This window comes from Catellatospora sichuanensis, assembly GCF_007483665.1.
GTDB classification, from domain to species: domain Bacteria; phylum Actinomycetota; class Actinomycetes; order Mycobacteriales; family Micromonosporaceae; genus Catellatospora; species Catellatospora sichuanensis.
On record NZ_ML660188.1, the window covers coordinates 222,614 to 236,031 of the forward strand.

At 71.3% G+C, this 13,418-nt stretch carries 16 protein-coding genes; 8 read left to right on the forward strand and 8 right to left on the reverse strand.

What is annotated here, in order from left to right:
* Positions 1 to 4 precede the first annotated feature (4 nt).
* The gene (locus FLL47_RS09900; RefSeq protein ID WP_144120149.1) at positions 5 to 439 is read right to left on the reverse strand and encodes a nitroreductase family deazaflavin-dependent oxidoreductase; all 435 of its coding nucleotides are present in this window, start codon (positions 437 to 439) and stop codon (positions 5 to 7) included.
* Between the two features lie 386 nt (positions 440 to 825).
* Between FLL47_RS09900 and FLL47_RS09905 the strand changes: the two genes are divergently transcribed.
* The 3 genes from FLL47_RS09905 to FLL47_RS09915 all read left to right on the forward strand — a co-directional run bounded on the left by FLL47_RS09905 (position 826) and on the right by FLL47_RS09915 (position 4,907).
* Positions 826 to 1,674 (forward strand): SigB/SigF/SigG family RNA polymerase sigma factor, encoded by an 849-nt coding sequence (locus FLL47_RS09905; protein ID WP_144120150.1) that lies wholly within the window; start codon positions 826 to 828, stop codon positions 1,672 to 1,674.
* Positions 1,671 to 2,345: a PAQR family membrane homeostasis protein TrhA gene (gene trhA, locus FLL47_RS09910; protein WP_144120151.1), complete on the forward strand. Its 675-nt coding sequence runs from the start codon at positions 1,671 to 1,673 to the stop codon at positions 2,343 to 2,345. The genes FLL47_RS09905 and trhA overlap by 4 nt, the downstream gene beginning before the upstream one ends.
* A gap of 183 nt (positions 2,346 to 2,528) precedes the next feature.
* Positions 2,529 to 4,907 carry an FdhF/YdeP family oxidoreductase gene (locus FLL47_RS09915; RefSeq protein WP_222106015.1) on the forward strand — a complete coding sequence of 793 codons (2,379 nt, stop codon included), beginning with the start codon at positions 2,529 to 2,531 and terminating at the stop codon, positions 4,905 to 4,907.
* Here FLL47_RS09915 and FLL47_RS09920 read toward each other — a convergent pair.
* Positions 4,891 to 5,259 carry a winged helix-turn-helix transcriptional regulator gene (locus FLL47_RS09920; RefSeq protein ID WP_222106016.1) on the reverse strand — a complete coding sequence of 123 codons (369 nt, stop codon included), beginning with the start codon at positions 5,257 to 5,259 and terminating at the stop codon, positions 4,891 to 4,893. The two genes, FLL47_RS09915 and FLL47_RS09920, sit on opposite strands and share 17 nt — an antisense overlap.
* Positions 5,260 to 5,398: 139 nt before the next feature.
* On the opposite strand from FLL47_RS09920, the gene FLL47_RS09925 reads away from it, so the two are divergent.
* From FLL47_RS09925 to FLL47_RS09935, 3 genes are all read left to right on the forward strand, one after another.
* Complete coding sequence (locus FLL47_RS09925; protein WP_144120152.1) at positions 5,399 to 5,983, forward strand: NADPH-dependent FMN reductase; 585 nt, start codon at positions 5,399 to 5,401, stop codon at positions 5,981 to 5,983.
* Positions 5,984 to 6,121: 138 nt separating this feature from the next.
* On the forward strand, positions 6,122 to 6,364 hold the full coding sequence (locus FLL47_RS09930; RefSeq protein WP_144120153.1) for a hypothetical protein: 243 nt from the start codon (positions 6,122 to 6,124) through the stop codon (positions 6,362 to 6,364).
* Between the two features lie 73 nt (positions 6,365 to 6,437).
* Positions 6,438 to 6,923: a VOC family protein gene (locus FLL47_RS09935; protein WP_144120154.1), complete on the forward strand. Its 486-nt coding sequence runs from the start codon at positions 6,438 to 6,440 to the stop codon at positions 6,921 to 6,923.
* Between the two features lie 121 nt (positions 6,924 to 7,044).
* Here the strand turns inward: FLL47_RS09935 and FLL47_RS09940 are convergent, their stop codons facing one another.
* The 3 genes from FLL47_RS09940 to FLL47_RS09950 all read right to left on the reverse strand — a co-directional run bounded on the left by FLL47_RS09940 (position 7,045) and on the right by FLL47_RS09950 (position 9,470).
* On the reverse strand, positions 7,045 to 7,413 hold the full coding sequence (locus FLL47_RS09940) for a hypothetical protein (RefSeq protein ID WP_144120155.1): 369 nt from the start codon (positions 7,411 to 7,413) through the stop codon (positions 7,045 to 7,047).
* 72 nt (positions 7,414 to 7,485) lie between these two features.
* Positions 7,486 to 8,781: a HAMP domain-containing sensor histidine kinase gene (locus tag FLL47_RS09945; protein WP_144120156.1), complete on the reverse strand. Its 1,296-nt coding sequence runs from the start codon at positions 8,779 to 8,781 to the stop codon at positions 7,486 to 7,488.
* Positions 8,778 to 9,470 (reverse strand): response regulator transcription factor, encoded by a 693-nt coding sequence (locus FLL47_RS09950; RefSeq protein ID WP_144120157.1) that lies wholly within the window; start codon positions 9,468 to 9,470, stop codon positions 8,778 to 8,780. The genes FLL47_RS09945 and FLL47_RS09950 overlap by 4 nt, the downstream gene beginning before the upstream one ends.
* A 100-nt stretch (positions 9,471 to 9,570) precedes the next feature.
* Here FLL47_RS09950 and FLL47_RS09955 point away from each other — a divergent pair, with 100 nt between their 5' ends.
* The gene (locus FLL47_RS09955) at positions 9,571 to 10,047 is read left to right on the forward strand and encodes a hypothetical protein (RefSeq protein ID WP_144120158.1); all 477 of its coding nucleotides are present in this window, start codon (positions 9,571 to 9,573) and stop codon (positions 10,045 to 10,047) included.
* Between the two features lie 68 nt (positions 10,048 to 10,115).
* Here FLL47_RS09955 and FLL47_RS09960 read toward each other — a convergent pair whose 3' ends face one another.
* The 3 genes from FLL47_RS09960 to FLL47_RS09970 all read right to left on the reverse strand — a co-directional run bounded on the left by FLL47_RS09960 (position 10,116) and on the right by FLL47_RS09970 (position 11,867).
* On the reverse strand, positions 10,116 to 10,607 hold the full coding sequence (locus FLL47_RS09960; RefSeq protein WP_144120159.1) for a hemerythrin domain-containing protein: 492 nt from the start codon (positions 10,605 to 10,607) through the stop codon (positions 10,116 to 10,118).
* A 119-nt stretch (positions 10,608 to 10,726) separates the two neighbouring features.
* Entirely contained in the window at positions 10,727 to 11,197 is a 471-nt protein-coding gene (locus FLL47_RS09965; protein ID WP_144120160.1) for a VOC family protein, read from the reverse strand.
* A gap of 139 nt (positions 11,198 to 11,336) precedes the next feature.
* Positions 11,337 to 11,867, reverse strand: coding sequence for a GNAT family N-acetyltransferase (locus FLL47_RS09970; protein ID WP_246157738.1), 531 nt, complete (start codon positions 11,865 to 11,867; stop codon positions 11,337 to 11,339).
* Positions 11,868 to 12,352: 485 nt separating this feature from the next.
* Between FLL47_RS09970 and FLL47_RS09975 the strand changes: the two genes are divergently transcribed.
* On the forward strand, positions 12,353 to 13,354 hold the full coding sequence (locus FLL47_RS09975) for a glycoside hydrolase family 11 protein (RefSeq protein ID WP_144120161.1): 1,002 nt from the start codon (positions 12,353 to 12,355) through the stop codon (positions 13,352 to 13,354).
* The last annotated feature ends 64 nt before the right edge of the window (positions 13,355 to 13,418 follow it).

The following is a 13,418-nucleotide window of genomic DNA, read 5'->3' on the forward strand; positions in this document are numbered from 1 at the left end:
CAGGTCAGGCCGGGTCCAGGATGAAGACCGGGATCTCGCGGGTGACCTTCCGCTGGTAGTCGGCATAGGTCGGGAACGCCTCGACCGCCCGGTCCCACCACTCCCGGCGCTCGTCCCCGGTGGCCAGATGAACCGTGTACGCGCGGCGGACCGGACCGTCCTGCAGCATGACGTCGGTGTTCGCGACCAGGTTGTGATACCAGTCGGGGTTGCTCGGCCGCCCGCCGACCGACGCGACCAGCGCGTAACTGCCCTCATGTTCGACCCGCATCAGCGGCGTCTTGCGGATCTTCCCGGACTTCGCGCCGCGCATCGTCACGACGACGACGGGCTTGCCCATGATCGTGGTGCCCTTCGTGCCGCCGCTGGCCTCGTAGGTCTCGACCTGCTTGACGGACATGTCCCAGGTCCCGGGAACGTACTCCCCTGTCAGCTCCATTAGCCACACTTTAGGCGGCTCGCCGGACGACGGTCGCGCGGCCGGCGAACCGGCCGCGCGATCGTGTCAGGGACAGTGTCCTGCCCGGTGCTACAGGGCAGTGCCGCCTCACGGTGCGGTCACGGCGGGGTGCGTGGGCCGCGAGTCTGCTCCCGACGGTGTCGCCACCACATAAAACTGCCGTAAAGGCCACTCATGTTCATCAACGCGACAGCGTAGGGTGAAGGCATCGCCTGGGTCCCCCGGTCGCTGGCGGCTCTGCCGCCGACCGTTCGCCCCCTTCGGCCCCGATTCTGCGCACCGGCCGGACAGACGAATTCCCCCGCCCCGCGCCCCGGCGCGACACGGAGGGTCCTGTCACACCCCGCAATGTCCGAAAGGTCGTCATGACCACATTCGCACCCCTCACCTCGCCGCTGCGTCCGCCCGAGCACCCCGACCGTTGGCACCCGCGCCGCCGCTCCGCGACCGCCGGGATCGCACCGTTCCGCCCCCACGAGCCTGATCCGCTGCTCGTACAGCTCAAGGCCACACCGGCCGGCAGCACGGCCAGGTCCGACGCCCGCAGCCGGGCCATCGAGTGGTATCTGCCGATGGCGGGCCACCTCGCCCGCAGATACCGCCATCGTGGCGAACCCCTCGACGACATCACCCAGGCCGCGCTCATCGGGCTGATCAAGGCTGTCGACAGGTTCGATACGGGCCGTGGTCTGCCCTTCGCCAGCTACGCCTTCCCCACCATCATCGGCGAGATCCGGCGGCACTTCCGCGACACCACCTGGGAGATCCGCGTGCCGCGCCGCGTGCAGGAGCTCTACCGCGACCTGGCCGTCACGACCGAGGACCTGACCGGCGAGTTGCGGAGCACGCCGAGCACGGCCCACCTCGCCGAACGGCTCGGCGTCAGCCCGCAGGACGTAGGCGCCGCCCGCCTGGCCGCCAACGCCTACCGGACGCTGTCGCTGGACCAGCCCGCGCCCGACGGGGACGGCGACCGTGACGGCGGACTCGGCGAACTGCTCGGCGTCCGCGACCCCGCCCTGGCCGCGCTCGAGAACCGGATGTGGCTGCGGCAGCGGCTCGCGGTCCTGTCTCCGCGCGACAGGCGCATCATCACCATGCGATTCGACGACGAGCTGACCCAGACACAGATCGCCGCCGAGCTCGGCGTCTCCCAGATGCACATCTCCCGGCTGCTGGCCCGTTCGCTGGACCGGCTGCGGCAGGCGGCATGACCCTCACCGCCGTCCGCCCCGCCCTCGCCGACTTCGGCCAGCCCCAGATGCGCGGCCGGCTGCACGTGTACGCCTTCTTCGCCGCCGTCGTCGGCGGCACCGTGATGGCCGGGCTGGCCGCCGCCCGCCCGGGTACGGCTCCGCTGGTCAGCACCTCGATCTACGGGGTGACGGTGTGCGCGCTGTTCGGCGTCAGCGCGCTCTACCACCGCCGGGTGTGGACCCCGCGGGGTTACCGGATCATGCGGCGGCTCGACCACGCCATGATCTACATTTTCATCGCGGGCACCTACACGCCGCTCTGCGTCCTGCTGCTCAGCCCGGCCGAGGCGACCGTGTTGCTGGCGACCGTCTGGACCGGGGCACTGGCCGGGGCCGTCATCGCGACTCGCTGGCCGCACGCGCCGCGCTGGGTTTCCGCCCCGCTCTACCTGATCCTGGGCTGGGCGGCGGTCCCCGTGCTGCCCGACTTCCTGCACGCGGGCGGGGCGGCCACCCTGATCCTGCTCGCCGTCGGCGGGATCGGCTACAGCACCGGCGCGGTCCTCTTCGCCCTGCGCCGCCCGAACCCCTGGCCCGACGTGTTCGGCCATCACGAGTTCTTCCACGCCTGCACGGTGATCGCCGCGGCCTGCCACCACGCAGCCATCTACGTCGCCCTGTTCGCCTGAGCGCGGCCCGGGTTTGCCCGAACACCACGCCGGCCGCCGCGAGCGCGCCTAAAATGATCTCCATCTGCGTCGGCCGCGGCCCGATCGGGGCAACGCGACAGCGGTCCGGCGGTCCGAATCACCGAACACACCGACCGGCAGCTGCCGGGTCAGGAAATGTCGCCGCGAGGAAGGCGGAACCCGATGGCACCGTCACCCGACCCCGGAGCCGACGCCGCGCAGCTGATGATGGGTGCCGTGCCCGGAGCCGCCGCGCTCGGGCGCGGCCCGGTCCCGGACGGCGACCACTCCCGGCACGAATACCACCACCCGGCCGCGGGCTGGGGCGCTGCGGGCAGCGTCGGCAAGGTCCTGCTGCGCTCCCCGGAGCCGGTGGAGGGCATCCGGGCGCTGCTGGTGATGAACCATGAGGACGGCGGCTTCGACTGCCCCGGCTGCGCCTGGCCGGACGACCCGACCGGGCTGCGCCTGGACATCTGCGAGAACGGCGTCAAGCACGTCACCTGGGAGATGACCCCGCCGCGCGCCGACCGGGACTTCTTCGCCGCGCACCCCGTCGCCGAACTGGCGAACTGGACCGACTACGACCTCGAGGCGGTGGGCCGGCTCGCCGAGCCGATGACCTACGACCCGGACACCGACCGCTACGTGCCGATCTCCTGGGAGGACGCGTACGCCCTGGTCGGCAGCACCCTGCGCGGCCTGGACAGCCCGCACGAGGCGGCGTTCTACACGTCCGGGCGGCTGAGCAACGAGGCCACGTTCCTCTACCAGCTGTGGGTACGCGAGTTCGGCACGAACAACCTGCCGGACTGCTCGAACATGTGCCACGAGGCCAGCGGCCGGGCGCTGACCGCCGCCATCGGCTCGGGCAAGGGCACCACCGACCTGGAGGACTGGGAGCAGGCCGACGCGATCTGGCTGATGGCCGACAACGCGGCCAGCAACGCGCCCCGCATGCTCACCTGGCTGGCCGAGGCCGACCGGCGCGGTGCGGCGCTGGTGCACATCAACCCGCTGATCGAGGCGGCATCGCGCCGCACCATCGTGCCGCACGAGTTCGTCGACATGGCCACCTTCCGCACCACCCGCACCGGCACCCGGAACGTCCAGGTCCGCATCGGCGGCGACCTGGCCCTGATGCGCGGGGTCGCCAAGGCCGTGCTCGAGGCCGCCGACAGTGATCCGGCCGTGCTCGACCGCGACTTCATCGACGACCACACGTCCGGCTTCGACGCCTACCGCACGGCCGTCGAGGCGACGTCCTGGGCCGACATCGTGCAGGGCTCCGGCATCACCGAGGCGGACATCCGTTCGCTGGCGAAGTCGTACCTGGACTCGCAGCGCGTGATCATCGCGTGGTGCCTCGGGCTGACCCAGCACGAGCACGGCGTGGACACGGTCCGCGAGATCACCAACGTGCTGCTGCTGCGGGGCAACATCGGCCGTCCGGGAACCGGACCCTCGCCCGTACGCGGGCACAGCAACGTGCAGGGCAACCGGACCTGCGGCGTCAACCACCGGCCGAGCGCGGCCTTCCTGGACCGGCTCGCCGAGGCGTGCGGCATCGATCCGCCGCGCGAGCACGGCCTGGGCACGGTGGCGGCGATCGAGGCGATGCAGCGCGGCGAGGTGAAGGTGTTCGTCGCCCTCGGCGGCAACTTCGCGCTGGCCGCGCCCGACCTGCCGCGCACGTTCGAGGCGCTGCGCAACTGCGACCTCACCGTGCAGGTGAGCACCAAGCTCAACCGCAGCCACGTGGTGCACGGGCGGCGCGCTCTGATCCTGCCCTGCCTCGGCCGGTCCGAGCGCGACCAGCAGGCTGCCGGGGAGCAGGGCGTCACCGTCGAGGACTCGATGGCGATGGTGCACATCTCGTACGGCATGAAGGATCCCGCGTCACCGCACCTGCGCTCGGAGTGTGCCATCCTCGGCGGGCTGGCCCGGGCCACCCTGCCGGACAGCCGCACGCCCTGGCAGGACTACGTCGACGACTACGACCGCATCCGCGACACCATGTCGCGGGCGCTGGAGGGGTTCGAGGACTTCAACGCCAAGGCCCGCCGTCCGCACGGGTTCCGCCTCGCCCAGCCGGCCCGCGAGCGGGTGTTCCTGACGCCGTCGGGCCGGGCCGAGTTCTGGTCCGGGCCGCTGCCCGACGACGTCGACCCGGGCGAGGGCCGCTTGACGCTGACCACGGTCCGCTCGCACGACCAGTTCAACACGTCGATCTACTCCAATGACGACCGCTACCGCGGCCTGCGCGGCCTGCGCACCGTCATCTTCATGAACGAGGACGACATGCGCGCCCGCGGGCTGGCGGAGTTCGACCTGATCGACGTGACCAGCTTCTCCCGGGACGGCACGCAACGGACCGTGTTCGGCTACCGCGCCGTCGGGCACCCGATCCCGCCGGGCAACGCGGCCGGATACATGCCGGAGCTGAACGTGCTGTGCGGGCTCGCCGACGTCAGCACCCAGAGCGAGCAGCCGGTCACCAAGCACCTCGTGGTCGAGGTGACCAAGCAGGCGACCACGGTTCCCGTCACGGCTGGGGGGTGAACGCGCCCGGGTTGCGGACGGTCCACTCGAGCAGGGGCTCCAGCGCGTCCATCAATTCGAGGCCGCGGGGCGTGGGCGAGTAGAGGATCTGCACCGGCGTGGTGGGGATGACCTGGCGCTCGATCAGGCCGTACTGCTCGAGTTCGCGCAGGCGCTGGGTCAGCACCCGGTCGGAGATGCCGTCGGCGAAGGCCCGGTAGTGCCCGAACCGGCGGGCGCCGCGTCGGCCGGCCAGCATGATCATGCCCACCCACCGGCGGCCGAGCAGTTCCAGGACCGGCTGGAATCCGCGGCAGGCGGCGTCGCTGGCGTCGTGGTGGTCGGGCACGTAGGCGGAGAGCTTCGTGGTCACTTACCCATCGTAAGTAGCTAACCCGGGTTTTGCCCACTCGCGCGGACCCACGCCAAGCTGGTGGATACGCGGTGATCAAGGCCGCGCTGCGGGTTCGGCGGGATCGCCGGCCGCCGGTCACGGGAAGAAGGACCACGACATGCTCATCCAGGTCATCAACGGCTCGACCCGCGAGGGACGGTTCAGCGAGCGGATCGCCCACTGGGTGCTCGGCTTCGCACGGCAGTACGAGGGGGTCGAGCTCGAACTGGTCGACCTGCGCGACCATCCGCTGCCGTTCTTCGACGGGGCCGCCCCCATGTGGACCCCGCGGCAGTACGCCAACGACGAGGTGGCCCGGTTCGGCCGCACCGTGGACCGCGCCGACGGCTACATCATCCTGGCCGCCGAGTACAACCACGGCTACTCGGCCGTGCTGAAGAACGCCATGGACTGGACGTACGCGGAGTGGCACCGCAAGCCGGTCAGCTTCGTCGGCTGGGGCGGCGTGGGCGGCGCCCGGGCGATCGAGCAGCTGCGCCAGGTCGTCGTCGAGTTCGAGATGGCTCCCCTGCGCCACGCGGTGCACATCGCCCCCGACCTCTATCTACCTGCCCGCGACCAGGCCGACCCGACCGACACCGCCGTGTTCGCGCCCGCCGAGCCGTTCCTGAAGCTGCTCACCGACGACCTGCTGTGGTGGGCCGGGGCGCTGCGTACCGCGCGCACGGGCGACGCGGACTGACCCGGCCCGCACGGCCGGCGCCCGCCGACGGGAAGGCGGCGCCGGCCGCGCGCCGCACCGACGCCGGCCCGTGGCAGTGACGTGCCGTGGCGGTGGTGCCCGACCCGGCGTCCTGGCGGAAATGCCATCATTCACCCCGTGCACAGGCAGCTCAGGACACCGGTCCGCACGCTCGTGGTGCTCGGCCTGCTGGCACTGGGCGGGGCGGCATGGATCGTCGCCGGTTCCGCCGAACCCGACGAGACGCCTGACTCCGAGCGCATCGTGCGGGCCTACCTCGATGCGCGCTGCGGCCGTCCGGCTCATCCGCACACAGGGTGGCAGCTGTATCCAGTACGCCAACATCAGGACCGGGTGACCGGCCGCCGACGCTTGACCTGAACCGAACTTGAGCTTCTAGGTTGCCTCCAGGGCCGCGGTGAAATGGACGGCGCTGCCCCTCAAGGAGGTTCACATGACCGAGCAGACCACCCACCCTGAGATCCCCGACCGGTACCGCTATGCCGTGATCCCGCACATCATGGTCGATGACGCGGCCGCGGCGATCGACTTCTACCGGCGGGCATTCGGCGCCCGCGAGGACATCCGGATCGACGCCCCGAGCGGTGGCATCCTGCACGCCGAGATCACCATCGGGCGGTCGGTGCTGATGCTGGGCGACGCGAGCGTGGCGGAGGCGGAGGGCGGTTCCTTCGCCGCGCCGACCTCGCTCGGCGGGGGCACGTCCGTCACGCTGCATGTATATGTGCCGGATGTGGACAGTTTGGCCAAGCAGGCAGCGGCGGCCGGCGCCGAGATCCTCCAGCCGCCCAAGGACATGTTCCACGGTGACCGCACCGTCATCCTCAAGGACCCGTCGGGCCACATGTGGGTGTTCCTCACCCATGTCGAGGACGTTCCGGAGGAGGAGTTGCGCCGTCGCCTGGCCGCCGTCGGGTGACGGGTGACGGATCGCCATGCCCCGGTTCGCGGGCTGGGGCCGAGTCCGCGAGGCGGGGCGGGGCGGGGCGCGGCGATGTGCCCCGCGCGCCGCAGGAAGGCGCCCGCGCGGGGCCCACGGGTCACCGATCGTCGTCGCCCTTGCCGTGGCGATCGCCGCCGTGGTCGTCCCCGGCAGCGTCGTCGGAACCCTTGCCACGGCCGCCGTGGTCGTCCCCGGGAACGTCGTCCGAACCCTTGCCGCGGCGGCCGTGGTCGTCGTCCGACGCGCTGGGGCGCGGCCCCGGCGATCGCGACGGTTCCGGCACGGCCGACGGCGAAGGTGCGGTCGGCGTCGACGGTGTCACCGCCGGCGACGGGAAGGCGCCGCTGGACGGCGTGGGACGTGGCCGGTTCACCGTGCCGGGATCGTCGGACGCCGCCGCCACGGCGGTCGCGGCGGCCACCGCGATCGCGGCCGTGCCGATGCCGATTACCAGTGCTCTGCGCATGATGCGGTCTCCTTCTCGTCGGTCTGCGAGTCAGAGTGCCGATCGGTGCGATAGCGGCGCGCTACGCCGACCCTAACGTGCGCCTAACTCTGCCGCCGTGCCCAACTCCACCGTGCCCAACTCCACCGTGACCAGCGCGCCGTGGGGCGTGGCGTCGCCGACGGTGAGCCGCCCTCCGGACGTCTGGGCGGTCTGCCGGGCGATGTCGAGGCCGAGCCCGCTGGATCCGGCGCCGCTGGCGCCGCGGCGGGTCGGGTCGCCACCCCGGAAGCCCGGTCCCTCATCGGCCACGGTGAGCACCGCACCACCCGGCCGGGCCGCGAGGCGCACCGTGAAGGCGGTGCCGGGCGGGGTGTGGCTGAAGACGTTGCCCAGCAGCGCGTCCAGGCACGCGCTCAGGTCACCGCGGCCGACGGCGACCGGCAGCGGGCCGGCGGCCGGCACGACGGTCATCGCCCGCTGCTCGTCCTCGGCGAGCACGTGCCAGAACGCGACCCGCTCCGCGACGACCTCGGCGGCGTCGCAGGAGCCCGGCCCGCTGCCGCGTCGGCGCGCGCCTTCGATGAGGTCGGTGACTGCCTGATTGACGGCGGCGACCTGCTCACCCACCCGCTGAGCCTCCTGCGGATCGGTCAGTGCCTCGGCTTCCAGGCGCAGCGCGGTCAACGGTGTGCGCAGCCGGTGCGACAGGTCGGCGACCGCCTCGCGCTCGGCCCGGACCAGGTGCTGGATGCGTTCGGCCAGGTGGTTCAGCGCACCCGCGACCGCGCGGACCTCGGGCGGCCCGGTGACGTCGGCCCGGGCTTCCAGCGTGCCGTCGGCGAGCCGGTGGGAGACCCCGGCCAGGCCGGTGATCTCCCGCACGATGGTGCGGGCCAGCCGGTCGGCGACGGCGATGCCGGCGCCGAGCAGCACCACGCCGAGCAGGGCGAGGATCAACCACGCCTGAGGTACGCCGTGGCGCAGTTCCGCGGACGGCACGAGGGTGCGGATGACGGTGGTGCCCTGGGCCAGTCCGACCGCGATCAGGATCTCGCGGCCGTCGTCGCGGGCCACGGTGATGCTGTTGCCGAGTGCTGCCAGCCGGACGCCGTTGGTGCGCGGCGAGGGTGTGCCGAGCACGGTGCCGTCGGGCAGGAAGACGGTGAACGGCCGGCCGGAGCGGCCGGCCGCCTCCTGCACGGCGAGGTCCAGGGCGCGCCGGTCGCCGGTGGCGATGACCGGCACGAGCGCCTGGGCCTCGGTGGTGGCCGCGATCACGGCGCGGTCGGCCGCGACGGTCTGGACGAGCAGGGCCAGCGGGAGCAGGAACGCGGCGAGGACCAGCGCCATCGCCGCGGCGACGAGCAGGGCGAGGCGTCTTCTCATCCGCTGGTCTCGGGGGCGCTGAGGCGGACCCCGACCCGGCGGACGGAGTGCAGGTAGCGGGGTTCCTGTGCGGTCTCGCCGAGCTTGCGGCGCAGCCAGGACAGGTGCACGTCGACGGTCTTGTCGCCACCGGAGTAGGGCAGCCGCCACACGTCGGTGAGCAGGTCGCGTTTGCTGACCACGGTGCCCGCCCGCGCGGCGAGGTAGTGCAGCAGGTCGAACTCGCGCGGAGTGAGGTCCAGCACGGTGCCGGCCAGGAACGCCTGCCGGGCCGCCGCGTCCACCCGCAACTCGCCGACGACGACGGCGCCGTCGGACGCGCAGCGCTGCTCGGTGCGCCGCAGGACCGCACGGATGCGGGCGTCGAGCTGCGCCGCGCCGAAAGGTTTGACCACGTAGTCGTCGGCCCCGGCGTCCAGCGCCCGGACGATCTCGGCCTCGTCGCTGCGAGCGGTCACCACGATGATGGGCACGGAGTCGATCGCGCGCAGCATGCGCAGCATCTCCCGGCCGTCGAGGTCGGGCAGGCCCAGGTCCAGCAGCACGACGTCGGGCCGCTCCGCGACGATGGTCCGCAGGCCGTCCATGGCGGTCGCCGCCGACGCCACCGCATGCCCGCGCTCGGTGAGCGCACGGATGGCGGTCGTACGAATCGTCGGATCGTCTTCCACGATCACCACCTTGGCCATGGCCTGACGGTAGCCGAGCGCGTGGCCACAGCCCCAGCGCGGGCGCGTCCATAGCCGGCCCTTAGCCCACCGTTAACCATCGCGCGGGCATAGTGGGCCCATGCGCAGAAGCACGATGGTGATGGCGGCCGGATGGCTGGTGGCAGCAGTGGTCACCGCCGCGGTCGCGGTGGCGGGCGTGGACACCATCGGCGCGGGCCTGCTCGGCGGGTCCGCCCAGAATCCGGTGCTCAGCTCCGACGACGTCGATCGGCTCCTCGCCGACGAGCAGGGCCCGAGCCCGAGCACGCAGCCGGACCCCGCGGTCTCCGTCTCCGCGCCGACGGGGCAGCCGTCCGCGAGTGCCGCGATCCGCGCGCTGACCACCCCCGGCGGTGTGGTCCACGCGTCCTGCGCCGACGGCGCCGTGACGCTGACCTCGTGGAGCCCGGCCCAGGGCTTCCGCGCCGACGACCCGGAGCCCGGTCCGGCCGCCGAAGCACGCATCAAGTTCAAGAAGGACAAGAACGAGATGCGCGTCGTGGTCACCTGTGCGGGAGGCCGACCCACCGCCCGGGTCATCCCCGACGACGACTGACGCACGTTCGGCGCACCGGGCGCCATGTCGGCCGGATGGGGCCCGGCGCGCGTGCGACGGGTGGCCGATCAGCCCGTGCCGGCGCGGAACCTGAACACCAGGTCGGACCAGCCGGTGTCGGCCACGCCCTCGTCGAGCGCCGCGCTGATCACGCGTTCTTCGTAATTGAAGTGGGACTCCATGATCGCCGTCAACCCGTCGAGCTCACGCCCGATGACCTCGAGAGCCGGGTCCTGCGAATGAGCGGCTTCGGCGGCGAGCCGGCCCACCCGGGACAGGATCGACGTGATCAGGCCGTGGTCCTCGACGAGTTTGGCGATCGTCGCGGCGAGATCGGGGCGTTCGTCGAGCAACCGGTCGAACATCCCGGCGTCCTCACCCTGGTGGTGCGAGGTCAGCGCGGCGCAGAACGCCAGGCAGTGCGTCACGAGCACGTCTCGGCCGAGGTCGCGGCGGGTGATACCCGACCTGATCTCCTGGATGTGTCGCCGTAGTTCTTGATGGGCTTGCGCGAGCTGCGAGCTCAGGGCGACCGCACGGTCGCCGTCACGGGAAGCCACTGGTGGCCGGTCCCTTCGGTCCCGCACCTCCATGCCTGACGCCGTCCGCCACCGGCACGCGATGCTGTCGCCATCCGATCATGGAACGCGCGGGAACCGCAACTCAGGACCGGCAGGTGTCAGCGGCCGGGGGCGCGCTTCTTCACCTCCTGGATCACCCAGCCGTTGCCGTCCGGGTCGCTGAAGGTGGCAAAGGAACCGTAGTCGGCGCGGGTGGGGTGCGGGCCGGATTCCCGTGGCGAGTCCGCGGGGTGCACCACCCCGCCGCCGTCGTGGCCGTGGAAGAACAGCCCTCCCCCGTCGTGGAACACCTCACCCACGGCGATGCCGCGGCCGACCAGCTCCGCGCGGGCCTGCTCGACGTCGGGGACGATGAGGTAGAGGCCCTGGGACGAGCCGGGTGCAGCGGTGGTCACCCCCTTGCCGATGATGATCGAGCACTCCGAGCCGGGCGGGGTGAACTGGATGCACCGGTAGTCCTCGCTGACGACAGCGTCGATGTCCAGCCGGAATCCCGCCTTTTCATAGAAGCTCTTGGCCCGGTCGACATCGGCGACGGGAAGCACGACGACTTCGAGTTTCAGGTCCATGCGCAGGTCCTTCTTCCTTGGCTCGGTGGATCTCCATCTCGATAACCCACCGGACCGGCCAAGGTGACGTTCGGCGCGCGTGCCGACGGCCACGCTGCGCCACCGGACGCGCCCCGCGCACCGCTGACGGCCCATGGACCTAACGGCCGGCCGAGGTGCCGAGCTCCTTCGCCATGATCTGCTCGCGGTGCACGCCGTCGGGCATCAGGTCGCCGACTTCTGCGGTGAGGTGGAAGCCGTTGCGCCGGTAGAGCGCGGCGGCGGCCTCGTTGCCCTGCGCCACGGCCAGCTTCAACACGTCCGCGTCCAGCTGCCTGGCCCACTGTTCCACCGCCGCCAGCAGCCGGTCTCCGACCCCTCGGCCCCGGGCGTCGGGATGCACCCACATCGAGATCAGCTCCACCACGCCGCGGTCGCCGGTCGGCACGCCGCTGGCCATGCCGACCGGGCGACCCTCGGCCAGCGCCACGATGTTGTACGAGCCGGGAATCTCCAGCCGTCCGCGCCACCGTTCGCTGCGGTCGCCGTCGCCCTGCCAGTCCGCCAACCGGGACCCGAAGGCGTACGGCGCCTCGGCCAGCGCGGCAAGCCGCAGTTCCCGCCAGATCTGCCAGTCGTCCGAAGCCAGCACTCTTAACTCGATCATGGCGAGCAGTCTGCCTCCGGTCATGAGCAGCCGCCACCACCTTTGGCGCGTGTCACCGGAACCCGCGACGTTCGGCTCCGCACGGCATCGCATCGAGCGCGAAGCGACCCGGAAGTGCTCCGAAACTTTCGGCTCATCATCTCCCATCGCGATCGTTACGATGAGGTTTCCGAGCTGGTGTCACACATCGGGTCGGCCACGCGGCATATACCGCCTGGCAAAACTCTCTCAGGAGATTCGGCGGACCACAGAAGCCTATCGATAGTTTCCGGAAGTTGTTGACAGCCAGACGATGCCGGGCAAATACTTGCGCCATCGACGGAGCTCAACCCCGTCGATCCGGGTCACCCGATCTGCCCCTGCGGACGTCGAGCGCACGACGACCGACAAACCCCGCTGCGTTGTACGACGCCGACGCGCGGTGGCCTCGTCCTGACCGCCGACTGCCCCGCTGGGTCGTATCGCGCTGCCCGGCCTCCCCGCCGGCCTTCAACGAGGAGGAAGTACCCATGAACGACGCACCCGCTCCACGGACCAGCCGCAGACGCGGCCGCACCAGGCTGCTGCTCGGCGCCGCCTGCATCGCGGCGATGGTCGCGGCCTCGACGATGCTGCCCGGCGCCGCCAGCGCTGCCGTGACCTCGAACCAGACCGGCACCAACAACGGCTACTTCTACTCGTTCTGGACCGACAGTCCCGGCACGGTCTCCATGGAGCTGGGATCCGGCGGCAACTACAGCACCTCGTGGAGCAACACCGGCAACTTCGTCGCCGGCAAGGGCTGGAGCACCGGCGGACGCCGGTCCGTCACCTACTCCGGCAGCTTCAACCCGTCCGGCAACGCGTATCTGACCCTCTACGGCTGGACGACGAACCCGCTCGTCGAGTACTACATCGTCGACAACTGGGGCACCTACCGGCCCACCGGTACATACAAGGGCACGGTCACCAGCGACGGCGGCACCTACGACATCTACCAGACGACGCGGTACAACGCCCCCTCCATCGAAGGCACGAAGACCTTCAACCAGTACTGGAGCGTGCGGCAGTCGAAGAAGACCGGCGGCACCATCACCTCCGGCAACCATTTCGACGCCTGGGCCGGTAAGGGCATGAACATGGGCAGCCACAACTACATGATCATGGCTACCGAGGGCTACCAGAGCAGCGGCAACTCCAACATCACGCTGGGCTCCAGCGGTGGTGGAGGCGGCGGCGGTGGTGGTGGTGGAGGCGGCGGCGGTGGCAGCTGCACCGCGACGCTGTCGGCAGGCCAGCAGTGGAGCGACCGCTACAACCTCAGCGTCTCGGTCAGCGGCGCCACCAACTGGACCGTGACGATGAACGTGCCCTCCCCCGCCAAGGTCCTGTCCACCTGGAACATCAGCGCGAGCTACCCGACCGCCCAGCAACTCGTCGCCAGACCCAACGGCAGCGGCAACAACTGGGGCGTCACCATCCAGCACAACGGCAACTACACCTGGCCGACGGTCTCCTGCAGCGCCGGTTGACCCCACCCTCCGACACGCACCAGCGGCGCGGCGGCCCACGGCCGCCGCGCCGCAGCACGTCGTC